This window comes from Pseudomonas sp. GW822-FHT02D10 (assembly GCF_058802345.1).
Genome location: NZ_JBXAOB010000012.1, coordinates 94,936 through 120,495 on the forward strand (window position 1 = coordinate 94,936; position 25,560 = coordinate 120,495).

At 57.6% G+C, this 25,560-nt stretch carries 22 protein-coding genes and 2 pseudogenes; 14 read left to right on the plus strand and 10 right to left on the minus strand.

What is annotated here, in order from left to right; genetic code table 11:
• From pcaG to pcaC, 5 genes are all read left to right on the plus strand, one after another.
• A complete protein-coding gene (pcaG, locus tag AC1RPZ_RS19380; RefSeq protein WP_493138536.1) occupies nucleotides 1-567 on the plus strand; it encodes a protocatechuate 3,4-dioxygenase subunit alpha in 567 nt (188 codons plus the stop codon).
• Between the two features lie 123 nt (nucleotides 568-690).
• A complete protein-coding gene (locus AC1RPZ_RS19385) occupies nucleotides 691-1,986 on the plus strand; it encodes an MFS family transporter (RefSeq protein WP_493138537.1) in 1,296 nt (431 codons plus the stop codon).
• Nucleotides 1,987-2,035: 49 nt separating this feature from the next.
• A complete protein-coding gene (locus tag AC1RPZ_RS19390) occupies nucleotides 2,036-3,397 on the plus strand; it encodes a 3-carboxy-cis,cis-muconate cycloisomerase (RefSeq protein WP_493138538.1) in 1,362 nt (453 codons plus the stop codon).
• A gap of 12 nt (nucleotides 3,398-3,409) precedes the next feature.
• Nucleotides 3,410-4,210 carry a 3-oxoadipate enol-lactonase gene (gene pcaD / locus AC1RPZ_RS19395; RefSeq protein ID WP_493138539.1) on the plus strand — a complete coding sequence of 267 codons (801 nt, stop codon included), beginning with the start codon at nucleotides 3,410-3,412 and terminating at the stop codon, nucleotides 4,208-4,210.
• 10 nt (nucleotides 4,211-4,220) lie between these two features.
• Nucleotides 4,221-4,613 (plus strand): 4-carboxymuconolactone decarboxylase, encoded by a 393-nt coding sequence (gene pcaC / locus AC1RPZ_RS19400; RefSeq protein ID WP_493138540.1) that lies wholly within the window; start codon nucleotides 4,221-4,223, stop codon nucleotides 4,611-4,613.
• Between the two features lie 72 nt (nucleotides 4,614-4,685).
• On the opposite strand, the gene AC1RPZ_RS19405 is transcribed toward pcaC, so the two are convergent.
• Both AC1RPZ_RS19405 and AC1RPZ_RS19410 read right to left on the minus strand, forming a co-directional pair.
• Nucleotides 4,686-5,585: a polysaccharide deacetylase family protein gene (locus tag AC1RPZ_RS19405; protein ID WP_493138541.1), complete on the minus strand. Its 900-nt coding sequence runs from the start codon at nucleotides 5,583-5,585 to the stop codon at nucleotides 4,686-4,688.
• Between the two features lie 150 nt (nucleotides 5,586-5,735).
• Nucleotides 5,736-6,986 carry an OprD family porin gene (locus AC1RPZ_RS19410; protein ID WP_493138542.1) on the minus strand — a complete coding sequence of 417 codons (1,251 nt, stop codon included), beginning with the start codon at nucleotides 6,984-6,986 and terminating at the stop codon, nucleotides 5,736-5,738.
• 623 nt (nucleotides 6,987-7,609) lie between these two features.
• On the opposite strand from AC1RPZ_RS19410, the gene AC1RPZ_RS19415 reads away from it, so the two are divergent.
• The 4 genes from AC1RPZ_RS19415 to AC1RPZ_RS19430 all read left to right on the plus strand — a co-directional run bounded on the left by AC1RPZ_RS19415 (nucleotide 7,610) and on the right by AC1RPZ_RS19430 (nucleotide 11,621).
• Complete coding sequence (locus AC1RPZ_RS19415; RefSeq protein WP_493138543.1) at nucleotides 7,610-7,867, plus strand: Os1348 family RiPP precursor; 258 nt, start codon at nucleotides 7,610-7,612, stop codon at nucleotides 7,865-7,867.
• Nucleotides 7,868-7,980: 113 nt separating this feature from the next.
• A complete protein-coding gene (locus AC1RPZ_RS19420; protein ID WP_493138544.1) occupies nucleotides 7,981-8,457 on the plus strand; it encodes a GNAT family N-acetyltransferase in 477 nt (158 codons plus the stop codon).
• 14 nt (nucleotides 8,458-8,471) lie between these two features.
• A complete protein-coding gene (locus tag AC1RPZ_RS19425; protein WP_493138545.1) occupies nucleotides 8,472-9,632 on the plus strand; it encodes an aKG-HExxH-type peptide beta-hydroxylase in 1,161 nt (386 codons plus the stop codon).
• Between the two features lie 15 nt (nucleotides 9,633-9,647).
• Nucleotides 9,648-11,621 (plus strand): multinuclear nonheme iron-dependent oxidase, encoded by a 1,974-nt coding sequence (locus AC1RPZ_RS19430; protein ID WP_493138546.1) that lies wholly within the window; start codon nucleotides 9,648-9,650, stop codon nucleotides 11,619-11,621.
• Between the two features lie 78 nt (nucleotides 11,622-11,699).
• On the opposite strand, the gene adeC is transcribed toward AC1RPZ_RS19430, so the two are convergent.
• The 3 genes from adeC to emhA are packed head-to-tail and all read right to left on the minus strand — an operon-like array spanning nucleotide 11,700 to nucleotide 17,482.
• Nucleotides 11,700-13,160, minus strand: coding sequence for an AdeC/AdeK/OprM family multidrug efflux complex outer membrane factor (gene adeC / locus AC1RPZ_RS19435; protein WP_493138547.1), 1,461 nt, complete (start codon nucleotides 13,158-13,160; stop codon nucleotides 11,700-11,702).
• Nucleotides 13,157-16,321 carry an efflux RND transporter permease subunit EmhB gene (emhB, locus tag AC1RPZ_RS19440; RefSeq protein ID WP_493138548.1) on the minus strand — a complete coding sequence of 1,055 codons (3,165 nt, stop codon included), beginning with the start codon at nucleotides 16,319-16,321 and terminating at the stop codon, nucleotides 13,157-13,159. Before emhB ends, adeC begins: the two co-directional genes overlap by 4 nt.
• Nucleotides 16,322-16,324: 3 nt before the next feature.
• Nucleotides 16,325-17,482 (minus strand): efflux RND transporter periplasmic adaptor subunit EmhA, encoded by a 1,158-nt coding sequence (gene emhA, locus AC1RPZ_RS19445; protein ID WP_493138549.1) that lies wholly within the window; start codon nucleotides 17,480-17,482, stop codon nucleotides 16,325-16,327.
• Between the two features lie 266 nt (nucleotides 17,483-17,748).
• Here emhA and emhR point away from each other — a divergent pair, with 266 nt between their 5' ends.
• Nucleotides 17,749-18,381, plus strand: coding sequence for an efflux system transcriptional repressor EmhR (gene emhR, locus AC1RPZ_RS19450; protein ID WP_493138550.1), 633 nt, complete (start codon nucleotides 17,749-17,751; stop codon nucleotides 18,379-18,381).
• Nucleotides 18,382-18,594: 213 nt separating this feature from the next.
• On the opposite strand, the pseudogene AC1RPZ_RS19455 reads toward emhR, so the two are convergent.
• Nucleotides 18,595-18,783, minus strand: a pseudogene (locus AC1RPZ_RS19455) (IS481 family transposase); the annotation flags it as partial.
• A 235-nt stretch (nucleotides 18,784-19,018) separates the two neighbouring features.
• Here AC1RPZ_RS19455 and tam point away from each other — a divergent pair.
• Entirely contained in the window at nucleotides 19,019-19,789 is a 771-nt protein-coding gene (tam, locus tag AC1RPZ_RS19460; protein ID WP_493138551.1) for a trans-aconitate 2-methyltransferase, read from the plus strand.
• A 36-nt stretch (nucleotides 19,790-19,825) separates the two neighbouring features.
• Here the strand turns inward: tam and AC1RPZ_RS19465 are convergent, their stop codons facing one another.
• The 4 genes and pseudogenes from AC1RPZ_RS19465 to AC1RPZ_RS19480 all read right to left on the minus strand — a co-directional run.
• On the minus strand, nucleotides 19,826-20,233 hold the full coding sequence (locus tag AC1RPZ_RS19465; protein WP_493138552.1) for a type II toxin-antitoxin system HicB family antitoxin: 408 nt from the start codon (nucleotides 20,231-20,233) through the stop codon (nucleotides 19,826-19,828).
• A 31-nt stretch (nucleotides 20,234-20,264) separates the two neighbouring features.
• On the minus strand, nucleotides 20,265-20,447 hold the full coding sequence (locus AC1RPZ_RS19470) for a type II toxin-antitoxin system HicA family toxin (protein ID WP_493138553.1): 183 nt from the start codon (nucleotides 20,445-20,447) through the stop codon (nucleotides 20,265-20,267).
• A 288-nt stretch (nucleotides 20,448-20,735) separates the two neighbouring features.
• Nucleotides 20,736-21,074: a hypothetical protein gene (locus AC1RPZ_RS19475; protein WP_493138554.1), complete on the minus strand. Its 339-nt coding sequence runs from the start codon at nucleotides 21,072-21,074 to the stop codon at nucleotides 20,736-20,738.
• Nucleotides 21,075-21,208: 134 nt separating this feature from the next.
• A pseudogene (locus AC1RPZ_RS19480) lies at nucleotides 21,209-21,424 on the minus strand (IS5/IS1182 family transposase); the annotation flags it as partial.
• A gap of 148 nt (nucleotides 21,425-21,572) precedes the next feature.
• On the opposite strand from AC1RPZ_RS19480, the gene AC1RPZ_RS19485 reads away from it, so the two are divergent.
• Genes AC1RPZ_RS19485 through AC1RPZ_RS19495 form a run of 3 tightly spaced genes read left to right on the plus strand, consistent with a single transcriptional unit; the run spans nucleotide 21,573 to nucleotide 25,558 of the window.
• Nucleotides 21,573-23,051 carry a c-type cytochrome gene (locus tag AC1RPZ_RS19485; RefSeq protein ID WP_493138555.1) on the plus strand — a complete coding sequence of 493 codons (1,479 nt, stop codon included), beginning with the start codon at nucleotides 21,573-21,575 and terminating at the stop codon, nucleotides 23,049-23,051.
• Nucleotides 23,052-23,093: 42 nt separating this feature from the next.
• Nucleotides 23,094-24,869, plus strand: coding sequence for a cytochrome c oxidase subunit I (gene ctaD, locus AC1RPZ_RS19490; protein WP_493138625.1), 1,776 nt, complete (start codon nucleotides 23,094-23,096; stop codon nucleotides 24,867-24,869).
• Entirely contained in the window at nucleotides 24,866-25,558 is a 693-nt protein-coding gene (locus AC1RPZ_RS19495; RefSeq protein WP_493138556.1) for a cytochrome c oxidase subunit 3, read from the plus strand. Before ctaD ends, AC1RPZ_RS19495 begins: the two co-directional genes overlap by 4 nt.
• Nucleotides 25,559-25,560 lie beyond the last annotated feature (2 nt).

Below are 25,560 nucleotides of genomic sequence, written 5' to 3' on the forward strand. Positions count from 1 at the left end.
ATGACGCTGAACGCGACGACGTCCCACACCGTCGGGCCGTATTACCACATCGGTCTGACTTGGTTGAACCGTGAGAATCTGACCGTCGAAGAAACGCTTGGTGAGCGCGTGACGATCACCGGGCAGGTGGTTGATGGCAACGGCGATTTCGTCAATGACGCGATGCTGGAAGTCTGGCAGGCGAATGCCGCCGGCAAGTATGACCATCCAGAAGACGAGCAGGACAAACCACTGGACCCGAATTTCGAAGGGTTTGGCCGGGTGCCGGTGGACGCAGAAGGGCGATTCCGTTTCACCACCATCAAACCGGGGACGGTGCCGGGGCTCAAGGGCAGCACACAGGCGCCGCATCTGGTGGTGCTGGTGTTTGCCCGTGGCCTGGTCAAGCACTTGCTGACGCGGATCTACTTCGACGGCGAACCGGCCAACGCCAGTGACCCGCTGCTGGCCTGCGTTCCTGAAGAGCGCCGCACGACCTTGATGGCGAAAGCCGATGGGACGGGCGCATTGCAGTGGAACGTGATCCTGCAAGGCACCGAGGCCGAGACGGTGTTTTTCGATTATTGAGATTAAGGTCAAAAGATCGCAGCCTGCGGCAGCTCCTACAGGCTGCGATCCTCTCGATACCGGTAGAACGGGGCTGTTGCAAAGTATGTCTAGACTCTCACTGTCCCCATCGAGTGAAAAAACATGACAACAATAACCAGTCTCTACACCGCTGAAGAGCGTGGCAAAAGGATCTTTGCAATTGTCGGGGCCTCTTCCGGCAACCTGGTCGAATGGTTCGACTTCTATGTTTACGCTTTCTGCGCGATCTATTTTGCCCCGGCGTTTTTCCCTTCCGACAACCCCACGGTGCAACTGGTTAACACCGCCGGGGTGTTCGCCGCCGGGTTTTTGATGCGTCCCATCGGCGGCTGGCTGTTTGGCCGGGTGGCCGACAAGCACGGGCGCAAGAACTCGATGATGATTTCGGTGCTGATGATGTGCGCCGGCTCACTGCTGATTGCCTGCCTGCCAACCTACAAGGACATTGGCGTCTGGGCGCCGATCTTTCTGCTGGTGGCCCGCCTGATCCAGGGTGTGTCGGTGGGCGGTGAATACGGCACCACCGCGACCTACATGAGTGAAGTCGCGCTCAAGGGCCAGCGCGGTTTCTTCGCCTCGTTCCAGTATGTGACCTTGATCGGCGGCCAACTGCTGGCGGTGTCGTTGGTGGTGATCCTGCAACAGTTCCTGACTGAAGACGACCTGCGTGCCTGGGGCTGGCGGATTCCGTTCGTGGTCGGTGCGCTTGCCGCATTGATTTCGCTGTTCCTGCGCCGTTCGCTGAAAGAAACCACCAGCAAGGAAATGCGCGAAAACAAGGACGCCGGCAGCATGGCCGCGTTGTTCAAGCACAACACCGCCGCCTTTATTACCGTGCTCGGTTTCACCGCCGGTGGTTCGCTGATTTTCTACACCTTCACCACCTACATGCAGAAGTACCTGGTGAACACTGCGGGGATGCCCGCCAAGACAGCCAGTTACATCATGACCGGCGCACTGTTTCTATATATGTGCATGCAGCCGTTGTTCGGCACGCTCGCCGACAAGATCGGCCGGCGTAATTCGATGCTTTGGTTCGGTGCTCTGGGAACACTGTTCACCGTGCCGATCCTGCTGAGCCTGAAGTCGGTGACCAACCCGTTCCTGGCGTTTGGGCTGATCACCGTGGCACTGGCGATCGTGAGTTTTTACACCTCGATCAGTGGTCTGGTGAAAGCCGAAATGTTCCCGCCGCAAGTCCGTGCGCTGGGGGTGGGCCTGGCCTACGCGGTGGCCAATGCGATCTTCGGCGGTTCGGCCGAGTACGTGGCCTTGAGCCTGAAATCGGTGGGTATCGAAAACTCCTTCTACTGGTACGTGACCGCGATGATGGCGGTCGCCTTCCTCTTCAGCCTGCGTTTGCCGAGAGAGGCAGCGTATCTGGAACACGAACTTTGACTTGTCGGCGCGCGCCTGAAGCGGGCGCGCGCCGCGTAAGGAATTCCCTATGCAACGACCGGGCAATCAATTGTTCGACGCCTATTTCACGGCCAGAAATATGCGTGAGGTGTTTTGCGATCAGGGCCGGGTTCAGGCCATGCTCGATTTTGAAGCCGCATTGGCCCGGGCCGAGGCGCGGGTCGGACTGATTCCGGCGTCTGCGGTTGCACCGATCGAGGCGGCCTGCCGGGCCGAGCACTACGACTTTTTTGCCCTCGGCGAGGCGATTGCCACCGCAGGCAACTCGGCGATCCCGCTGGTCAAGGCGCTGGGCAAGCAGATCGCTGCGCATGACCAGGACGCTGAACGTTACGTGCATCTGGGCGCGACCAGTCAGGATGTGATGGACACGGGCCTGGTGCTGCAACTGCGTCGGGCACTGCACTTGATCGACAGCGATCTGGCGCAACTCGGCGAAGCGTTGGCGATTCAGGCCCGGCGTCATGTGCTCACGCCGCTGGCCGGCCGTACCTGGCTGCAACATGCGACGCCGGTTACGCTGGGGATGAAAATCGCCGGTTGGCTGGGGGCGGTGACCCGCAGCCGGCAACGTCTGCACGCACTCAAACCGCGCCTGTTGGTGCTGCAATTTGGTGGCGCCAGCGGAACCCTCGCGGCCCTCGGCGAGCAGGCCATGCCGATTGCCGAAGCGCTGGCGCAGGAGCTGCAACTCACGTTGCCGGAACAACCCTGGCACACCCAACGTGATCGTTTGGTGGAGTTCGGCGCGGCGCTCGGATTGATCGCCGGCAGCCTCGGCAAACTGGGCCGCGACATCAGTCTGCTGATGCAGACCGAGGCGGCGGAAGTCTTCGAACCTTCGGCGCCAGGCAAGGGCGGTTCCTCGACCATGCCGCACAAACGCAACCCGGTGGGCGCGGCGGTGCTGATCGGTGCTGCGACGCGCATTCCCGGATTGCTGTCAACACTGTTCAGCGCCATGCCCCAAGAGCACGAACGCAGCCTGGGGTTGTGGCATGCCGAGTGGGAAACCCTGCCAGAGATCTGCTGCCTGGTGTCCGGTGCCTTGCAGCAAGCGCTGTTGATAACAGAAGGGCTGGAGGTCGACGCTGGGCGCATGGCGCAGAACCTCGATTTGACCCAAGGTCTGGTGCTGGCCGAAGCGGTGAGCATCGTCCTCGCCCAACGGATCGGTCGCGACAGCGCGCACCATCTGCTGGAGCTGTGCTGCAAACGCGCGGTGGCCGAGCAGCGACATTTGCGTGCGGTTCTCGGCGATGAACCGCAAGTAACCGCCGAGCTTTCGAGTGCTGAACTCGATCAATTGATGAATCCTGCGCATTACCTCGGTCAGGCTCAAACCTGGGTCGAGCGTGCGCTGGCCGAGCATTTTGCCCTGACTGCCTGAAGGAGAATTTCTGTGGGATTCGTACAACTCGCCGACGGCGAACTGAACTACCAGCTCGATGGCCCTGAAAATGCCCCGGTGCTGGTGCTGTCGAACTCGTTGGGCACCGACCTGCACATGTGGGACGTGCAGATTCCGGCGTTCACCGAGCACTTTCGGGTACTGCGTTTCGACACCCGGGGTCATGGTCGTTCGCTGGTGACGCCGGGGCCGTACAGCATCGAGCAGTTGGGCCGTGACGTGCTGGCGCTGCTGGATGCCTTGCACATCGAGCGCGCAGATTTTTGCGGTTTGTCCATGGGTGGGTTGATCGGTCAGTGGTTGGGGATCAACGCCGGTGAGCGTCTGCGCAAACTGGTGGTGTGCAACACCGCAGCGAAGATCGGTGATCCTTCTGGCTGGAACTCGCGTATCGAAACCGTCCTGCGTGACGGTCCGGCGGCGATGGTTGCACTGCGCGATGCGTCGATTGCCCGTTGGTTTACCCCGGATTTCGCCGAGGCCAATCCGGCGGTGGCCAAGCAGATCACCGACATGCTCGCCGCCACCTCGCCACAAGGTTACGCGGCCAATTGCGCAGCGGTACGCGATGCTGATTTTCGCGAGCAACTGTCCTTGATCAACGTGCCGACCCTGGTTGTCGCCGGCACTGAAGACGCAGTCACGCCGCCTTCCGGCGGGCACTTTATTCAAGAGCAGGTGAAGGGCGCCGAGTACGCCGAGTTCTACGCCGCGCACCTGTCCAACGTTCAGGCCGGTAGTGCGTTCAGTCACCGGGTGCTGAGTTTTCTGTTGGCTGAACAGTCTATCTGAGGAGCGATTTGTGGACGAGAAACAACGTTACGCCGACGGCATGCAAGTGCGTCGCGCGGTGCTCGGCGATGGGCATGTCGATCGTAGCCTGGCAACCCTGACCGAGTTCAATTCGGAATTTCAGGAAATGATCACCCGCCACGCCTGGGGTGATATCTGGACCCGCCCCGGTCTGCCGCGTCACACCCGCAGCCTGATTACCATCGCCATGCTGATCGGCATGAACCGCAGCGAAGAGCTGAAAATGCACCTGCGTTGCGCGGCGAACAACGGCGTTACCCGCGCCGAGATCAAGGAAGTACTGATGCAGAGTGCTATCTACTGCGGCATCCCGGCGGCCAATGCGACTTTTCATTTGGCCGAGTCGGTGTGGGACGAGTTGGGCGTTGAATCGCGTGAGTAACGACCTCAGGCCCTGACACGACTGTCAGGGCCGCAACGCTTCAGCGCGGACTCATCGTTTACACGGTGTGCCTCAATGGGAGTTGCTGTCCCAGAACCAGCTCCACACGCCGGGCAAATGCACCGGTTGGTTGGCATCGCGCACCGTGCGGGCCATGGCGGCCCGTTGCACGGCTGCCTGGTCGTCGTAAAAAGGTTTGGCGGCGGTCGTCACGCCGGTCTCGCGGGCGCTGTCGAGCAGAATCTGTAGATATTCCCCCATATGCCAGGACGTGTAGCGATTGAGGTCGTGAAACGTCACCACCACTGGAATAACACCGTCGACCGTCGGCAGTTCGCCGGCCGCAATCCGTTCGCGCACCTCGGACATTTGCCTGAGCATGTTCGAACGCCGGCGTGGGCTGCCATTGAAGCCCCATATTTTGCCGTCATTGGCGCTCAGATCGGTCAGCAATACATGCAAGCCATGTTGTTGATACGCGGCGAACGTGCGTTTGTCGTAATTCCAGAACGGCGGCCGCACCAGTACCGGCGCGCTGCCGGTGATCGCCGCAATGTCCGCAGAGCCTTGGGTGAGCGACTGTTCGAGTTCCTCCGGGGAGAGCGAGCGGTGATTGGTATGCCACTGCGTGGCGGTGTGGAAGCCCAGGGTCTGGCCCTCGGCATGTTCACGCTGCATGATTTTTTTGCCCAGTTCGCTGCCACCGGCCCGGGGGGCTTGTGTCTGCACGAAGAACACGGCCTTGATACCCGGTTCAATCGGGTTGTTGGCCAGCACGTCGAGAACGGCGCTTGTTGGATTGAAAAAACCGGACGCGCTTGGACCGTCGTCGAAGGTCAGCAGAAAACGGATCGGCGGGGTCGAGCGCAGAATCTGCTCGGTCTTCGGGGTCAGTTCGATCGGCGGGCCGATGCAGCCACTGAGGCCGACCGTAACGGCAAGGACTGATAAGACAGCAGCGATCAGTTTCATGTTTTTGCTTTGGCCTACGACAGATCAGGACGAATGCAGACTGTCGGCGCGCAGTGATTCACCACGCTGCCAAACCGCCGCTCCTATGGAAGTCTCCATAGGAGCATAACGGTGCTGAACGGTTCATGTCCTCGCGGTATTTTTATCGAGTCAGAGCAGGCTGATCGGATAGCTGACGATCAGGCGGTTTTCGTCGAACTCGTTGTTGCTGTAGTCGCGACGCATGGTCGAGTTGCGCCACCGGACGTTGAGGCTTTTCAGGCTGCCACTTTGCACGGTGTAACCGACTTCGGTTTCGCGGCCCCACTCCTTGCCGTCGGTGATGGTCCCGGTGTGCACGTTGTCGCCGCTGATGTAGCGGTTCATCAGGGTCAAGCCGGGAATGCCTGCGGCGGCGAAGTTGTAGTCGTGGCGCAGTTGCCAGGATTTCTCTTTGGCGTTGTCGTAGCTTGAGTTGTAGCTGTCGTTGGCCAGCGTTCCGCCGCTGGTGCCGTTGACCCTCATCCAGGCGTTGTCGCCCGTGAGCTTCTGCAAGCCGACATAAAAAGTGTTGCCGCCATATTTGGCCGAGAACAGCCCGGACCAGGTTTTGTTATCAAGTTCGCCCGCCCGTGCACTGCCATCGTCCTTACCATAGAAGAAGCCCAGGTTGGCGCCCAGGGTCCAGTCGCCCAATGGCTGGGTGTGGACCAGGTTGATGAATTGCTGACTGTAGATGTCCTTGAGTTGGGCGTTCCACACACCGATTTGCGTACGTTTGTCGTTGAAACTGTACTCGCCACCCTGGAAGTTGAAACGGTCGGAGGTGACGGCCGGTTTGCCGGTCATCGACAGGTCGCTCATGCTGCTGTCGTCACGTGGACTGTTGCCACGGAACTGACCGCCGTAGAGCGTCAGGCCGTCGATTTCCTTCGAGGTGATCTGGCCGCCGCGAAAGGTTTGCGGCAATGAGCGACCGTCATCGGAGCGCAAAATCGGCAGTACCGGCATCCATTCGCCGACCTTTACTTCGGTCTGTGAAAGCTTCGCTTTGAAGGCCACACCCAATCGGCCGAAATTGTCGGCCGGCCGCCCGTCGTGATCCAGCGGTAGCAATTGCGTACCACCGGTACCACGTCCGCCGTCGAGCTTGACCGAATACAGCCCCAGTACATCCATACCAAAACCGACCGTGCCTTGAGTGAATCCCGATTTGGCATCGAGGATGAAGCTTTGCGTCCACTCTTGGGCCAAGCCCTGAGCTTTGGTCGGGTTGGTGAAGTTGCGGTTGAAGTAGAAGTTGCGCAGGTTCAGGTTGGCGCTGGCGTCTTCGAGAAAACCCGATTCTTGAGCCATGACGGGCAGAGTCGCGGTCAGCAGGCTCGGTAGAATAAGGGCGGTTGTCAGAGTGAATGGCTTCATGTGCTGGGTTTCTCTAATTGTTAGGAATGAAGCAGGGCGCAGCCGCAACCTTGGGGTCGCAGTCAAAAAAATGAATTCGCAAAGGGCGTGGTCGGCGGAATCAGTCGGAGCGGGCAGGGTGCGCAGTCATGGTGTCGAACCTGTTGTTATTGGTTTTTGTAGGTGCGGGGGAATGGTGCAGGGGATCGACGAGGGGATTCAATCAGATGAACGGGGTTTTGGGCGATTAACGAACACTAATCGACACCTGCCGGGCCGCTGCCAGTATGAAACATTGTTAATTAAAACCCATAGTTATCCGGGTCAATAATGGCTGTTTGGCGTTGTGTTCTATTCATGGCGCCTGTGTTCTTTTGGTGGATATTAATTAGAAGTGCTTATTGCTTTGGTTGTAAGAAGTTTCCTACAGTTCTGGTTGTCATTAAACAGCTATCGATAATCGCCAGTTAACCTTAAGAATCGGTGTTATCGATTATCGTGAAACGGTTTAAAGGTACCGTGTGTATGGCTGGAAAAGAACAGAGGCCTTGCTATATTCAAAGTCCTCAGGGCGGGCAAGGAAAAATCTCATGCGTCGTCAGGAGGTACGTTTTCGTCATGCGGAAATAACAAGGAGAAGTACCATGAGCAATAAAGTCAATCAGCAGACCTTGGCCACGGTTGTTGGACGTGCCGTGTTGGATCCGGGTTTTGCCGATGCACTTCACAATGATCCTGCCACGGCAGCTAAAAATATCGGTGTGCATCTAAGTGCTGATGAAATTGCGGCGGTTAAAGGCATTGATGCTGCAAAACTGACGGCCGCCTCTGCCGGTATTCGAAGCAATCTGGGGACGCGTGCCATATTTGATACCCAGCAACAGCAAGCGCGCATGGATTAACGGCCGGTGATGCCATTTGGCGTGCCCCGAAAGGTGGGTTTTTCACGGTGGTACGCCGAATGGCTTTATGAAATGTCATGAGGCACAGCGGTCGAGCGCGGAGTGAATGACTGATGTCTGTCACCTTGGCTCCAATGGATAACGCGGACTTTGTTGTTTTCGCCGACAGAGCCGTTGCTGAATATGGCGACGGGATGGTCGTCGCGGGTGAGTGGGCCCATGAAGAGGCCTCGCAAAGGGCACGTAGTGTCTTCGAGCAATTGTTGCCGCACGGGCGACTGACTGAAAAAAACCAACTCTGGGTGATCAAGGATCAAGAGCGTCGTATCGGCGAGTTGTGGGTCGCTGAACGACACACCGGTGTCGGCAAGAGTGCCTTCATTCTGGATATTTACATTGACCCTGGAGAGCGCCACCAGGGTTATGCGAAACAATCACTGTTGGCCCTCGAGTCATGGGCACGCCAGGCAGGATGCGTGGAAGTGCGACTGCATGTCTTTGGTCGCAACGAAGCGGCGCGTCGTCTATATGAACAATCAGGGTATGGCATCGCCAGTCTGACGATGGCGAAGCCGTTGCCGCCTACCTAAGGGAAGGTTGAAAAATGGAAATCGGGAACAGTGGTCTGCGTGAGCTATCCGATGACGAGTTGTTTCAGGGTACGACATTTCTGCCGGACACGGAGCTTTCACGATTTGAAGTATTGCTGGAACGTGTCAGTCGAAATCGCTACACAAGTTTTGTTGCGCTGTACACCGAGCTTTTTCAACTGTTTCCCAATGCTCCGCAGTTGGCGGAGTTTTTCGAGCAGGCGTTTAATCTTATCGTGCCGCCGACCCGCGAGCAGCGCTTGATTATTAATGATCCGGTGTTTCAAGTGTGGAATGTATTGACCGCGCATTATGCCAACCTGGTCATCACGAAAAAGGCGGCGGATACCGATGCATTAGACAAGATGCTGATCGAGTTCCCGCAGATGTTGGCGCGGGTGAAAAAAGCCGACAGTGTTCACACGAACGATTATTGCCCCCCGGTGTATCGGTTTGATGTTGATCCGTTAGTGGCGAGAGTGGCGCCGCCTAGTTATCAGTTTCCAGAAGATGAAGCGACCCGCAAACCGTTGGAGCGTCATGGTCATTCCGTGAGTTTCTTTTGCGATGTGGTGAATATTGCGCTGTTGCGGATAGAACACACATGGCCCGCCTGTCGCGAACAGTTTAGAAAACTGGTCAAGTCCATTTGTTATTTGCCCGATGGTTCATTTCGAAGCTGTTCGGCTTCGCGCTTCACCGGGATCATCCTCATCTCGAACCGGGATGATTCGATACTCGACCTGGAAGAGTCGCTGGTGCATGAGGCCACTCATCAGTTGCTCTACAACATTGTCGAAGTGTGCCCGGTCGTCAGGGATGAGACCTCGCGGGAGGCGTTGTTCACCTTGCCGTGGTCGGGGCAGAAGCGTGACCTCTATGGCTATTTCCATGCGTTTTTCGTGTACGTCGCGTTGGTCAAATACCTGGAACGGGTTCGTTCGCGCTCGTCCCTCGAACTGCAACGGGCGCAAAAACGGCTGGTGTTCATCCTGCAAGGCTTGATCAAGGCGTTGCCGGATTTCGAAGCCAACACTGATTTCACACCTCAAGGACGCCAACTACTGGAAAACCTGATCAAAGAAGTCAGAGAACTGGAAAGTCAACATGCCGGGTTGTTGGCGATATCGGGAGCTGCGGCGGGGGCTAAACGCATGCTGGGCCTGACCGGTTGACGCCAGGGAGGCGACATGGCGATGTTTGATGCTTCGCAATTTCCCGAGGCCGGCGTCGGGCTGGAATACCATTTGCCACGGCTCACGCCTCAGGATGAGTTATCGGCGGAGGGGCTCGACCCGACCGTCGAACGGATTCTCGCTGAGGGTTTGCCGCACTTCGATTACGTCGAGTTTCAACCGACGCACTGCATTCTGGAACCGCGTCTGCTTGAGCTCGGTGAGCAAGTACCGAGCTTGCTGCATTCTTCCAGTTTGTCCCTGGGCAGCGTGGGCATCGCGATGGACCGCGAGTTTCTGCAAATGACTCGGCGGCTGTGCGAGAAAACCCGCTCGCCCTGGCTGGCCGAGCATATTTCCTGGTCGCGGTTCCACGGTGGCGACACTCAGCATTTCATTTTGCCGACCCTGGCCCAAGAGGTGGCTGACACGGTGGTGGCCAACGCCATTGAATTGCGTGACCTCACGGCAACGCTACTGGTGCTGGAAAACGCACCGCGGTTGTTTTCGTTGCACGATGCACAAGAACAATCTGAAGGCGAGTTCATCTCCAGAGTGGTGGAGCGCAGTGGCTCGGGCTTTCTGCTGGACCTCGACAGCGCGATCGCGACTGCCAGAACCCTGGGTTACGACCTGCACAACTACTTGCGTTCGTTGCCGCTGGACCGGCTGATTGAAATACATACCGGCCATCCGCGGCGGGATTGGGGCATCTTGCGTCAGTTGCTCGCCTCCTCGCCGGTGAAAGCCATTACTCTGGAGTGGGATATTTCCCGCAAAACCGATGACGCAGAACTGTTGACGTTGATCACGGCCATCAAGTCCCTGCGACCCAAGGCCTTGTTCTGGCGGGGTTGTGACCGGCAAGAGCGGCAAACGCCATCCGAGCAGGGGGCGCAAACCCTGTTGAAACTCAGGGAAAGCACCTGGCTGAGCGTCGGCTCGGCATCGTTTTTTATCCGGGATCGACAGTGGGACCTGAGTCTGGAGTTTGGCGTGACGTTTCTGCCGCTGCTACGCCATTTCCTGAGTCCTCAGACACTGGGCAGTGCGTTGTTGCTGCCGGGTGTTTTGCAGAGTCCTGAGCAGGACGACAATCTGGCGTTCCTGCGGGAACTGATCAGCCACGGTGTGCTGCTGCCGGTCGCGAATCAATCGGACATTGCCCCATCCGACGAGTGCAAAAATCCGCTCAACCTTTGGGCCCATTGGGACGCGGCGCTGGAGTTTTACCTGAGCACCCGGACCGGCTCGCACACGCCCTACATCAGTGTCAGCGATCTGGAAACGCAGCTTGAGCAAAAGGCCTCGACGCGACGTCAGCCATCGGCGTTCAAGGATTATTTCTCCCATCCTTTCGTTGCCCTGGAAAACCCGCTGCTGGTGCCTTCCTGCGCGATCGCCCAATCGACATTGCTCGACTCGCTGTGCGAGCGCCGCACGTCGCGAACCTTCAGCGACCAACCGCTGAGCGCGCAGCAACTGTCCCTGTTGCTCTACTACACCTGGGGCGCGACCGTCATGCAAGAGAACCGCATGGGGGATTATTTCCTGAAGAAAACCTCACCGGCCGGCGGTTCGCTGCAGGGCACCGAGGTCTATGCGGTGCTGATGAATGTGCAAGGTTTCGAGCGCGGTCTTTACCATTATTCGGTCCGCCGCCACGGGCTTGAGCTGCTTTCCCGGGAAGATCCGCGAGCCTGGATCAGCGAGGCCTGTGGCGAGCAACCGTGGATCAAGGACGCGGCGGCGGTGTTTGTTTCCACGGCGCGAGTCGAGCGGATGGCCTGGAAATACGAGTTCAGCCGGGCACTGCGGGTAGCGTTGATGGATGCCGGGCATCTGAGTCAGACCTTTTCACTGGTGGCCACCGCCTTGGGTCTGGGCTGTTTCACCACTGCAGCATTGCGCGATGAAATGTTTGAAAACCGCTTGGGGCTCAACTATCTGGAAGAACCGGTGTTTCTGGTCAACGGGGTTGGAGGGTGACGCCAGCTTTTTCATGGATAACAAAAAGCCCACCATCAGGTGGGCTTCGTTTTTGCGGGTGTTATCAGAACATTGTTATCAGAACATCTTCAGCTTCGGTGCTTCTTCTTTCACCGGCTCGTTCTTCGCGGTTTGCGCATTCCAGCCACCGCCCAGTGCCTTGTACAGGTTCACTTCACTGACCAGTTGCGAGAGGCGGTCGGTGATCAGCGATTGCTGAGCGCTGAACAACTGGCGCTGGGCGTCGAGGAAGGTCAGGTTGCTGTCGACACCGATGCGGTAGCGACGCTCGGCCAGACGGTAGTAGTTCTGGTTGGCGGCCACCAGATCACGCTGGGCCTGCAACTGTTCGTTGTAGGTCAGACGAGCGGCGAGGCCATCGGAGACTTCCTGAAAGGCGGTCTGAATCGACTTCTCGTACTGCGCGATGGTGATGTCTTTCTGGATTTTCGAGTAATCCAGGCTGGCGCTCAGGCTACCGGCATTGAAGATCGGCAAGTGGATTTGCGGCTGGAACAACCAGGTCCCCGAACCACCCTTGAACAGACCGGAGAGATCCGGGCTCAGGGTGCCGGCATTGGCGGTCAGGCTGATGCTCGGGAAGAACGCGGCCCGCGCCGCGCCGATGTTGGCGTTGGCGGCCTTGAGCTTGTGTTCGGCTTCAAGGATGTCCGGGCGACGTTGCAGCAGGTCCGAAGGCAGACCGGCCGGCACTTCGCTGAGCAGGTCGTCCGACAGCGGTTGGCCGGCGGTCAGGTTGGCCGGCACACCAGTACCGAGCAGCAGCGTCAGGTTGTTTTCATCCTGGGCAACCAGGCGCGTGTATTTCGCCTGTTGTACCCGGGCGGTCTCCACGGCCGTACGCGACTGGCTCAGGTCCAGCGCCGAAGCCACGCCGACTTCGTTGCTACGGGCGGTGAGCCGGTAGCTTTCTTCGAAGGTGGCGAGGGTGTCCTGGGACAGTTTCAGCAGTTCCTTGTCGGCCTGCCAGGCCAGGTAGGCGTTAGCCACGCTGGCTACCAGGCTGATCTGGGTGCTGCGACGTGCTTCTTCAGTGGCGAAGTACGATTGCAGCGCTTGTTCGTTCAGGCTGCGAACGCGACCGAACAGGTCGAGTTCATAGGCGCTGACACCCACGGTGGCCGAATAGGAACTGGTGATACCTGCTTGACCGGTCTGCGAGGCTCGCGCCGGAACCCGCTGACGGCTGCCGCTGCCGGTCGCCGAGACGGCCGGGAACAGGTCTGCGCGCGAGATGCGGTATTGAGCCGCAAAAGCGTCGATGTTCAGCGCCGCGACACGCAGGTCGCGGTTGTTCTCCAGAGCGGTCTGGATCAACTGCTGCAGCGCCGGGTCACGGAAAAACTGCTTCCAGCCCTGTTCGGCGGCTGCCTGGCTTGCGGCCTGGGCCGGCGAGTACGCCGGACCTTGTGGGTATTGCGGCGCAATCGGTGCGGCAGGCTGCTGATAATCCGGTATCAGCGAGCAGCCACCGAGCACGAACGCGGCGATGGCCAGGGAGAGTAGCGACTTGCTCATTTGCCAGCCTCTTGAGGAATTTCAGTAGCATCGTCCTGATCCGCAGTTTTGCGTTGACCCATCGACGACACGGTAACAAAGAACAGTGGGACCCAGAAGATCGCCAGAACCGTGGCCGTCAGCATACCGCCGATCACCCCGGTACCGATCGCATGCTGGCTGCCCGAACCTGCACCGGTGGAAATGGCCAGAGGTACCACACCGAGGACGAAGGCCAGCGAGGTCATGATGATCGGTCGCAGACGCATCCGGCAGGCTTCGATGGCTGCCTCCGTCAGGCTGTGTCCCTGTTCATGCAACGCCTTGGCGAACTCGACGATCAGAATGGCGTTTTTCGATGCCAGACCGATGGTCGTCAACAGGCCCACCTGGAAGTACACGTCGTTGGACAGGCCGCGCAGGCTGGTAGCGAGCAGGGCACCGATGATCCCCAGCGGCACCACCAACATCACCGCAATCGGAATCGACCAGCTTTCGTACAGCGCTGCCAGACAGAGGAAGACCATCAGCAACGACAATGCGTACAGCGCCGGTGCTTGCGAGCCAGACAGACGCTCCTCATAGGACAGACCGGTCCAGGAAATACCGACACCAGCCGGCAGTTTCTGGGCCAGGGCTTCGACTTCGGCCATGGCCTCACCGGTACTGTAACCAGGCGCCGGGGCACCGAGGATTTCCATCGCCTCTACGCCGTTGTAACGCGCCAGCTTCGGCGAGCCGTAGACCCACTCGCCCCTGGCGAATGCGGAGAATGGAACCATGGTGCCCTTGCTGTTGCGTACGTACCATTTCTTCAGGTCTTCAGGGCTCATGCGAGCACCCGGCTGGCCTTGTACGTAAACCTTTTTCACTCGGCCACGGTCGATGAAGTCGTTGACGTAGCTACTGCCCAGCGCGATCGACAGGGTGTTGTTGATGTCGGTCATCGTGATGCCCAAGGCACTGGCCTTTTCATCATCGATTTCCAGCTGGTACTGAGGTTCGTCGTTCAGACCGTTCGGACGGACCTGCGACAGCACCTTGCTCTGCGCCGCCATACCGAGGAACTGGTTACGGGCAGCCATCAATTTGTCGTGACCGATGCCGGCGCGGTCCTGCAGGAACACGTCGAAACCGGTGGCGTTACCCAGTTCCAGTACCGCAGGTGGCGCGAATGCGAACACCATGGCGTCACGGAAGGTGAAGAAGTGCTGTTGGGCGCGGGCAGCGACCTTGAACACGCTGTTGTCGGCGTTCCGTTCGTCCCATGGCCTGAGCATGATGAACGCCATGCCCGAACTCTGGCCACGACCGGCGAAGTTGAAGCCGGTCACGGTAAACACCGAGTTCACCGCATCGCCTTCACCGCCATCCTTGCCAGGGCGCAGCAGGAATTCACGCATCTCGTCCACCACCACTTGCGTGCGCTGGGAGGTTGAGCCGGCCGGGGTCTGGACCTGGGCAAACAGTACACCCTGGTCTTCTTCCGGCAGGAACGCCGTTGGAATACGGGTGAACAGCCAGATCATGCCGACCACGATGATAATGTAGGCCAGCAGGAACGGGACCTTGTGCTTGAGCATGTTGCCGACACCGCGCTCGTAGCTTTTGACGCTACGGTCGAAGTTACGGTTGAACCAGCCGAAGAAGCCACGTTTCGGTGTGCCGTGCTCGCCTTTCGGGATCGCCTTGAGCATGGTGGCGCAGAGCGCCGGGGTGAAGATCAAGGCGACCATGACCGACAGCGCCATGGCCGAAACGATGGTGATGGAGAACTGCTTGTAGATCACCCCGGTCGAACCGCTGAAGAACGCCATCGGCAGCAGTACCGCCGACAGAACCAGGGCGATACCGACCAGTGCACCCTGGATCTGTCCCATGGATTTCTTGGTGGCTTCCTTGGGCGAGAGTCCTTCCTCGCTCATCACCCGTTCGACGTTTTCCACCACGACGATGGCATCGTCCACCAGCAAGCCGATGGCGAGCACCATACCGAACATGGTCAGGGTGTTGATGCTGAAACCGAACGCCGCGAGGATCCCGAACGTACCCAGCAGAACCACCGGTACGGTCATGGTCGTGATGACCGTGGCGCGGAAGTTTTGCAGGAACAGGAACATCACCAGGAACACCAGCACGATCGCTTCGACCAGGGTTTCAACCACACCCTTGATCGACTCGGTCACCACCGGAGTGGTGTCGTACGGGAACACCACTTCCATCCCTTCCGGGAAGAACGGCTTGAGGTCGTTGATGGTCTTGCGTAGCGCTTTGGCGGTGTCGAGGGCGTTGGCACCGTTGGCCAGTTTTACCGCAAGACCGGAAGCCGGCTTGCCGTTGAACTGAGCGCTGATGCTGTAGTTCTCGCCGCCCAGGCCAACATCGGCGACGTCTTTCAGGCGAACCTGCGAGCCGTCCTTGTTGACCCGGAGCAGGATTTCCTTGAATTGCTCGGCTGTCTGCAAGCGGGTTTTGCCGATAATCGTCGCGTTCAGCTGCGTACCAGCCAGGGCGGGCAGGCCGCCGAGTTGACCCGAGGAGACCTGAATGTTTTGTGCAGCAATGGCGGCTTTGACATCGACCGGGGTCAGGTTGAAGTTGTTCAACTTGGCCGGGTCGAGCCAGATACGCATGGCGTACTGGGCACCGAACACCTGGAAGTCACCGACACCGGCCGTCCGCGAGATCGGGTCCTGCATGTTGGAGACGATGTAGTTCGCCAGGTCGTCGCGGGTCATGCTGCCATCTTGCGAGACCACGCCGATGACCATCAGGAAGTTTTTCACGGACTTGGTCACGCGGATACCCTGTTGCTGCACTTCTTGCGGCAGCAGCGGGGTGGCCAGGTTCAGTTTGTTCTGGACCTGAACCTGCGCGGTGTCGGAGCTGGTGCCCTGCTCGAAGGTCGCGGTAATGGTCATGCTGCCGTCGGAGTTACTTTCCGAGGACACATAACGCAGGTTATCGATACCGTTGAGCTGCTGCTCGATCACCTGCACCACGGTGTCCTGCACGGTTTGTGCGGAAGCACCTGGGTAGGTGACGGAGATGGCGATCGCCGGCGGGGCGATGCTCGGGTACTGGTTGATCGGCAATTTGAGGATCGATAGAGCTCCGACCAACATGATCACCAGGGCAATTACCCAGGCGAAAATCGGACGGTCGATAAAAAATTTCGACATGGTTTACTCCGCTTTGCCGCCCGCTACTTTGTTTGTTGCCTGCGCAGGGGCCGGGTTTTTCGCTGCTACGTTAGTCGCGTCGCTGACTTTGACTACAACACCCGGTCTGACGAATTGCAGACCTTCGGTGATCAGACGATCGCCAGCCTTGAGGCCGTCTTCAATCAGCCATTGGCTGCCAACCGTGCGGCTGGCCTTGAGCTGACGCAGTTCGACCTTGTTGTCCGCACCGACCACCAGAGCGGTTGGCATACCTTTGAGGTCACGGGTCACACCTTGTTGCGGGGCAAGAATCGCCGCCGCATTCACGCCGGCTTGCAGTTGTGCATGAACGAACATGCCTGGCAGCAAAGTGTGATCAGGGTTCGGGAACACTGCGCGCAAGGTCACGGAACCGGTGGTCTGGTCAACCGACACTTCGGAGAACTCAAGCTTGCCCTGTTGTTTGTACTGGCTGCCGTCTTCGAGGGTCAGCTTGACCATGGCGGCATTCTCGCCAGCCTTTTGCAGGCGACCGCTTTCCAGTTCGCGGCGCAGTTCCAGCAGCTCGACCGAGGACTGGGTCACGTCGACGTAGATCGGGTCCAGTTGCTGGATGACCGCCATGGCATCGGTCTGGCCATTGCTGACCAGCGCGCCTTCGGTGACCGAAGAGCGGCCGATGCGACCGGAAATCGGCGCGTAAACCTTGGTGTAGCGCACATTGATCTGCGCGCTTTGCAGGGCGGCTTCCGATTGCAACCGGTTGGCCACGGCCGTGTCGTATTCCTGACGGCTGACGGCTTGCTCGTTGACCAGTTGTTTGTAGCGATCAGAAATCGATTTGGTCGATTGCAGGTTGGCTTGCGCACTGTTCAGCGTGGCCTGATAGATCGAAGGATCGATCTGGTAAAGCTGCTGGCCTTCCTTGACTTCGCCGCCTTCTTTGAACAGGCGCTTGAGAATGATGCCATTGACCTGTGGGCGAACTTCCGCGATGCGGTAGGCCGTGGTGCGGCCCGGCAGTTCGGATGTCAGGGTAAAGGCTTGAGGTTGAAGGGTTACGACGCCGACCTGAGGGGCTGGAGCGGCAGGGGCCGCTTCTTCCTTTTTACATCCGCTGAGCAGCGATGCCAGGGCGACGGCAGTAACCAGAGCGGTAACAGCTGGCTTGAATTGCATGAAGATCCTCGGGTCAGGCGCGCAAATTGCGCACAAGAAAAGTGGAAAGGTAAAAAAACTGTGCTGACTGGATAAGTAGCTTGCTAATGAATATACTTACGTTCATGGTTGTTTGTAAATAGCCTGGCCAAGTAACTATCCGGTTACAAAAGTCGATGCAAGGTATGAATTGTAGGCCGGGGACGAAACCCCAGATAGCTCACCCCACATTTGTTCAGGCGGTGTACGGACATCGCTGAAGCATTCTTGATTGAGGTTTTACTGCCATGGTCCGTCGCACCAAAGAGGAAGCTCAAGAAACCCGAAGCCAGATACTCGAAGCGGCAGAGAAAGCCTTTTACGAACGAGGCGTGGCGCGTACGACGCTGGCGGATATCGCCACCCAGGCCGGCGTTACGCGCGGAGCCATCTACTGGCATTTCAGCAATAAGGCGGATCTGGTTCAGGCCATGCTCGACAGCTTGCATGAGCCGCTGGATGAGATGGCCAGGGCGAGCGAAAGTGAAGAGGAAGACGACCCGCTGGGCTGCATGCGCAAGCTGCTGATTCATTTGTTTCATCAAGTTGCCCTGGACCCGAAAACCCGACGCATCAATGAGATTCTGTTTCACAAGTGCGAATTCACTGATGAAATGTGTGACCTGCGCCAGCAGCGCCGCGCGGTCAGCCTGGATTGCAATGTGCGAATCGCCCTGGCCCTGAGTAATGCGGTGAATCGGGGGCAGATGCCGGAAAACCTGGACACTGCCCGCGCGGCCATCAGCCTGCATGCTTACGTCGATGGCATCCTGTATCAGTGGCTGTTGGCCCCCGACAGCTTTCAACTGCACACCGAAGCCGAGCGTTGGGTCGATACAGGGTTGGACATGCTGCGCTTGAGCCCTAGCCTGCGTAAATGAAACAAAATGCGTAATTGGATCTGATTATGTCAACAGGTGAGTCGCGTGACAGCTGCTTTTATATACGTATGCTCGCCAGGTTGATAGGTAGCGAGCTACGTATTTTGTAGGGATTTTGTTTCGAGTGTGTGAACGTCTGTAATCGTCACAGCGCTCATGAAGGGATCAACCACATAGGTAACAAATCAGTTCAAGCACATAGGTAACACCCGATCACTTACTTCTGATTACTTTGAGTGTTACATAAGCATCCTTGGCATCCTTGGCATCCTTTTCATCGATACGACCCAACACTGCCGGCCCAAAAACGATGTCCCAAACACCCCCACTTATACTCTCCAACCCGACTATTTCATGCTTAAGCACATAACCCACATAATTCCTGAGCCGGCCTTTGTTCATCTCGATCAGTAGTGCGAAGCCCAGGGATAGCGGTCTTTATCACGCTCCGTAGATGTTTTGAGTCATGGAGCATTTCTCATTGATCGTGGTGTATTCGGCGGCGGCGCGGTCCAGTTGTTTCAACCGGTTACCGAGTCTTGACGAAGTTGACGAGGTCGTCGCTTACTGGCGCCCCATGAGCGAAGCGCAGAGTCTAGCGCGTCGCTCACATCCTGACCCGTCACAGGAGTACGCGATGAGCTGGTCCGCCAAACAGTATGTGGCTTTCGAAGATGAGCGCACGCGCCCGGCGCGTGATTTGCTCGCTGCTGTCCCCAACACCGATGCGCGTTCGGTGATCGACGTCGGTTGCGGCCCCGGCAACTCCACCGAATTGCTCGTGCAGCGTTTTGCCAATGCCACGGTGCGTGGGCTGGACAGCTCGGCCGACATGATCGACGCCGCCCGCAAACGCTTGCCGGACGTACGTTTTGACACCGACGATATCGCCACTTGGAGCGAGCCCGGCCCATTCGACGTGATCTTCGCCAACGCGGTGTTCCAGTGGTTGCCCGACCACGCCACGCTGTTGCCGTCGTTGGTGGCCAAGCTCGGTCCGGGTGGCAGCCTGGCAATTCAAATGCCCGACAACCTCGATCAACCGTCGCATCGGATGATGCGTGAAGTCGCCAGCAGTGGTCCTTGGGCCAACAAACTGGCGGACGTCGCCGGGCAACGGACGAGCCTGGACGATGCCAATACTTACTACCAGATGCTGTGTTCGTGCTGTTCGCGGGTCGATGTATGGCGCACTACGTACCATCATCCGCTGGCGGGCGGTCCTGCGGCTGTGGTTGAGTGGTTCAAGGGCAGCGGTTTGCGGCCGTTTCTTGAACCGCTCGACGAGGTGGAAAAGGCGCAGTACCTTGAGCAGTATCTGGCAGCGTTAGAACCGTTCTTCCCGGTATTGGCCGATGGTTCGGTGCTGCTGCCGTTCCCGCGTTTGTTCATTGTCGCAACCCGCTAAGAACCATTGTTGCATTAGTCCTTGAGACCGCTGCTTTCAGCCCTGTTGCAACACTTTCAATGCTGCCGAGGCCAGAAAGCCAGAGCGGCTTTTCTCCTCCGGGTGATGCAGCACGTATTCGTCAATACGGGTCAGCAAATAGCCGGGCAGGGTGATGTTGAGTTTCTGCGCCTTGCCCAGGTACTTGGTGACATCGATGTCCACCAGTGCCCATGTGACACCAGCGTACTGCGGATTGGCCGCGTGCACGGTGACTTTGTTGGCGGGCGGAATCGCCGAGCCGTCTTCGGCGAGTATCTCGAAATGGCCTTCGATGGCTTCGCGCGTCATGGCGATTGCATCGTCCAGGTCTTCGCCGGCCGAAAAGCAGCCCGGAATATCCGGCACTTCCACGCCCCAGGCGTGTTCGTCATCGCCCATTGAAATCGCAATTGGGTAAAGCATGTTCGTTGTCCTCTGGGTGCTGTGCGCCGATTCAATACAGCAGGGCCTGTTGCAAGATGCTGATGGCAGTCTTGGTCAGTAAATCCTTTTTCGGGTGCGGGACGGTAACCAGACCGGGCTTCGTTGGATGCTTGAAGTGGTGGTGACTGCCTCTGACCCGTACCAGGTACCAGCCGTCTGCGACGATTTGGGTTATCAAATATCGGCTATTCACATCACTTCCCTGTGCTGTGTAGGTGGTTACTATACCTACTGAAATTATATTATCAACACTATAACCACCGCTGGCAGCGCCAGAATGGATGAGTGGTAGGGAACAGTGTAGAAACCGCCGCAAGGCGCAGCGTTCGGGAACAGCGCGGGAGTGTTTCTGATTCCTTCAAGACCCGCGCAACGCATGTTTTTGCTAAAAAACGCACATAAAAAAACCGGCCACTGAGGACCGGTTTTTTGTGTCTCTGCATCCGAGACCGCGGTGTTCAAGCCGAGAATCACGTAGTCGCTACTCAAGCAGCTGATCAATCAAAACCGCGTTGGTATAGATCAAGCTTCCATCGCTCGCTCGATGCCCGACCAGATGGAACTGACCGCGCTCGTCGTGCAAATAGACGCGCATTTGGCAGTCGGACAAAGGGCCGTATCCCTCAGGCAGGATCAAACCCATTGAGCTCATGTCGACATCGACCATGGCTTCAGGCTCATGGGTCTTCTGTAGGTGTTCTTCAGCTTCCTCCAGGCGCAGATGGAGGGGGGCAGCGACGTCAAAATGGATCTCTCCCACCGGGGTGGACTTTTGGTTGCCGCTGATTTTGCACCAGCCTTCGATCGTCAGGGCACTCATAGCGGAGCCTCCAGTTTATCGATTGCAATGCCGTCACTTATCTTGACCACTACGCTTAGGCAGGGTTCGTCTTTTGGGGCCGCTTCTGGCCGATCTCTGCCGTCCGTAATCAGAAATTAAGTATAGCTGGCGACCGGGCCTCGCTTGCCGTCCTTATTTTGGGTCGAGCTCGGCGCATTGATAAGTGTGGCGTCGACGATGATGCCCTGGCGCAGCGACAGCCCGCGATCGCCCAAGTCGCCGTTGATCACCGCCAGAACTCCGCCCGCCTACTCGTGCTTCTCCAGCAAACGGCGGAAGTTGAGGAGGGTGGTTTCGTCCGGGGCGCGCTCCAGGCTCAGCCCGGCGTATCCACTATACTTCTTGCTGATGTTGCCATCAGGATGGCTGATGTTTGTCTACCCTGCTTGGGCGTCGGATTAATATTAATTTGACGATGCTGTTGAATGGCGATGCTTTTGAATAACCAACGAGTAACAGGAATAGGATGAAGAGAAAATGGCAGTAGCAATTATCTTGATTCTAATCGTTGTTGCATCAGTGCTGTTCAACATACTAGCGCCTTGGCAGGCGACACCGGCAGCTTCCAACTGGGGGTCAATAGACACCACCCAGTTCATCACCCTGATCATGAGTGGAATATTTTTCATCGTCATCACGGTATTTATGGCGGTAGCCGTGATGCGTTATCGTCACAAGGAGGGGGCCAAGGCGGACTACCAGCCAGGAAATAAAAAGTTGGAATTATGGTTAATTATCGTTACCTCGGTAGGTATTGCCTTGATGTTGGCGCCAGGTCTGGTTGTTTACAGTGATTTTGTCCGGGTACCGAAAAAAGCTTATGAACTTGAAGTGGTCGCCCAGCAGTGGCAGTGGGCCTTTCGTTTTCCCGGCCAGGACGGGAAGCTGGGCAGGTCGGATATCAAGTATGTTGATTCCACCAACCCCTTCGGCCTTGACCCCAAGGATCCTGCTGGGCAGGACGATGTGCTGATACTAAATAGTGAAGTTCACATTCCGCTCAATCAGCCGGTAAAAGTTTTACTGCGCTCTAAAGATGTGTTGCACGATTTCGATGTACCGCAAATGCGCGGCAAGATGGATATGGTGCCAGGGATGGTGTCGTACTTTTGGTTTACGCCGACTAAAACCGGGAAGTATGAAATCCTTTGCGCTGAATATTGTGGCGTAGGGCATTACAACATGCGCGGCCATATGATCGTGGAAGAACAGAACGTCTTCGATCAATGGCTGAGCAGCCAACCGACTTTTGCGCAGACATTAGCGACAGCTGCCAAGCCCAGCCGGGACAGCGTGCTGGAAAAAGGCCGCCTGTTGGTCGAAAAGCTCGGCTGCAGTGCCTGCCATAGCCAGGACGGCAGTGCCAGTCTCGGTCCGGGATGGAAGGGGCTATTCGGCCGCACCGAACAGCTTGCCGATGGCACCGGTGTGCTGGTCGATGAGGCCTACCTGAAAGCGGCGATCCTCGATCCGAAGGCCCGGCGGGTACAGGGCTACCCACCGGTCATGGTGGCCTATACTCTCAATGACGATGAACTGGGTGCTCTCGTCGCGCTGATCAAATCTCTGGGTACTACGCGCCAAGGCGATGAACTTTCTGCCGGCGAAACGTCGGGCCCAGGTGACGACCTGGCGGCGCAAGGACAGCAGCTGGCCAAGTCGTTCGGCTGTCTGGCCTGCCACAGTGTCGATGGCAGCAAGGGCGTCGGCCCCAGCTGGCAGGGCCTGTATGGCAAGACAGAAACCCTTGACGACGGTACGAGGATAAAGGTCGATGAGGACTATATAAAAGAATCGGTTCTTAAGCCTAACGCCAAAATCGTCAAGGGCTACGCAGCCATCATGCCTACCTTTACGCCGAGTGATAAGGAGTTGAGCGCACTGATCGCTTTTATCAAATCCAAAGCGAATGCCGACGCTGATGCGAGCAAGGCGGAGCCAGGAAAGCAGCCGTAAGCAGCCAGCAATACACCGAAACTTCAGTAGGAGGATGACGTGATGGCCTATGCGGAGCAAGCCGAAACAGAAGCACTGCACGAGCCCAAAAGTTTCCTGACCAAATATATCTGGAGTCAGGACCACAAGGTCATCGCCATTCAGTATTCCTTGACGGCTATATTCGTGGGCATCATCGCCGTGGTGTTGTCCGATTTGATGCGCTTGCAGATAGGCTTCCCCGGTAGTTTGGGGTTCATGGACGCCAGTACGTACTATCAGGCGATGACCATGCACGGCATGATCATGGTCATTTATTTGCTGACGGCCTTGTTTCTGGGTGGCTTCGGCAACTATCTGATCCCACTGATGGTGGGTGCCCGCGACATGGTCTTCCCCTACGTCAACATGCTGAGTTACTGGACCTACCTGCTAGCGGTCCTGGTGTTGCTCGCCGCTTTTTTTGTCCCCGGCGGCCCTACGGGTGCGGGCTGGACGCTCTATCCGCCACAGTCCATTACCAAGGGGACACCGGGGACCGACTGGGGCATCGTACTGATGCTTGTCTCACTGGCGATTTTTATTGTCGCAACCACCATGGGCGGGTTGAACTACGTCACCACGGTGCTGCAGGCGCGCACGCACGGCATGACATTGTTTCGCATGCCGCTCTCCGTATGGGGAATCTTCATGGCCTCGATCATGGCCTTGCTGGCTTTCCCGGCGTTGTTTGTCAGTGCGATCATGACGCTGTTTGACAAGCTGTTGGGCACCAGCTTCTTTATGCCGGCGATCATCTCGCTGGGGCAGCAGCTCGATCACCAGGGTGGCAGCCCAATATTATTCCAGCATCTGTTCTGGTTCTTCGGCCACCCGGAAGTCTATATCGTTGCTCTCCCCGCGTTTGGTCTGGTCTCCGACTTGATCAGCACACATGCGCGTAAAAGTATCTTCGGTTACCGAATGATGGTGTGGGCCATTATTGCGATTGGCGTACTCAGCTTTGTAGTCTGGGCGCACCATATGTATGTCAGCGGAATGAACCCGTACTTTGGCTTTTTCTTCGCCACCACCACCTTGATCATCGCGGTGCCGACCGCACTGAAAGTCTATAACTGGGTGCTGACCCTGTGGCGGGGCGACATCCATCTGACCGTGCCGATGCTGTTTGCCCTGGCCTTTATCGTCACCTTCCTGGTCGGCGGTCTGACCGGGTTGTTTCTCGGCAATGTGATCGTGGATATTCCGCTCTCGGACACCTATTTCGTCGTAGCCCATTTTCATATGGTCATGGGTGTCGCACCGGTACTGGTGGTGTTCGGCGGCATTTATCATTGGTTCCCGAAAGTGACCGGGCGCATGACGAACGACACCCTGGGCAAGCTGCATTTCTGGATTACTTTTCTGGGCACCTACGCCATCTTCTTCCCCATGCACTACTTGGGTTTCCAGGGCATGCCACGCCGCTATTACGCCTATGACAACTACGCGTTCATCCCGCAGTCGGCGCAAGAATTGAATGCCTTCATTACGGTGGTCGCATTGACCGTCGGCGTTTCCCAACTGTTGTTTCTGTTCAACCTGGCCTGGAGTACTTTTAAAGGCAAGCCCGCAGGCAGTAATCCCTGGGGCGCGGCCAGTCTGGAATGGCAAACGCCGAACACCCCGCCGATACACGGTAACTGGGGAGCGAAGCTGCCGGTCGTGCATCGCTGGGCCTATGACTACAGCGTGCCGGGGATAGAACAGGATTTCGTTCCGCAAACGGTCTCCGACGAGGAGCTGGAGCAGATGCGCCAACTCAGTGCCGGAACCAAAATAGCGGATGTTAAAACATGAACAGACTGCTATTGAGAAACACCGACAGCGCTGATCCCGGCGGCAGTTGGAGTCGCGATCCTGAGGGGGGTCAGGCCGCCGAGGGTGCCGATAGAATTCAAAACGCAAGAGTAGGCCTGCGCTTGTTTCTGGCCGTGGTGAGCTCGTTATTCCTTCTCTTCCTGGTCGCCTTTATCGAGCGTTCACAAATGGTCGACTGGCGACCCCTGACGGAGCCCTTGGCGCCGCTAGCCAATCTATGGCAGCTATGGCTGAATTCGGCTTTTCTGGTATTCAGCTGCATTGCACTGCAGTGGTCACGTATAGCCGCACGACAGGCTCGACTGGACGCAACGGTCATTGGCTTTGCAGTGGGGGGCGTATTTGCAGTTGCCTTTCTGACGGGACAACTCTGGGTCTGGCAGCAGTTTGTCGCCTGGGGCTACTTTGTCGCCAGTAATCCGGCCAACAGTTTCTTCTACCTGTTGACCGGCCTGCATGGGTTCCACCTGCTGGGTGGGCTGATCGCCTGGAGCAGAACCGTCGCTAAATTCCTGCACCACGTGCCGTTGCCGCAACTCAGCGCCAGCGTAGAGCTCTGTGCCATCTATTGGCATTACTTACTGGGTCTTTGGTTCGTGCTATTCGCTCTGCTGACCAGTACGCCGGCAACCTATGAAGCCATCGCCAGATTCTGCGGCCTGAGGTAAAA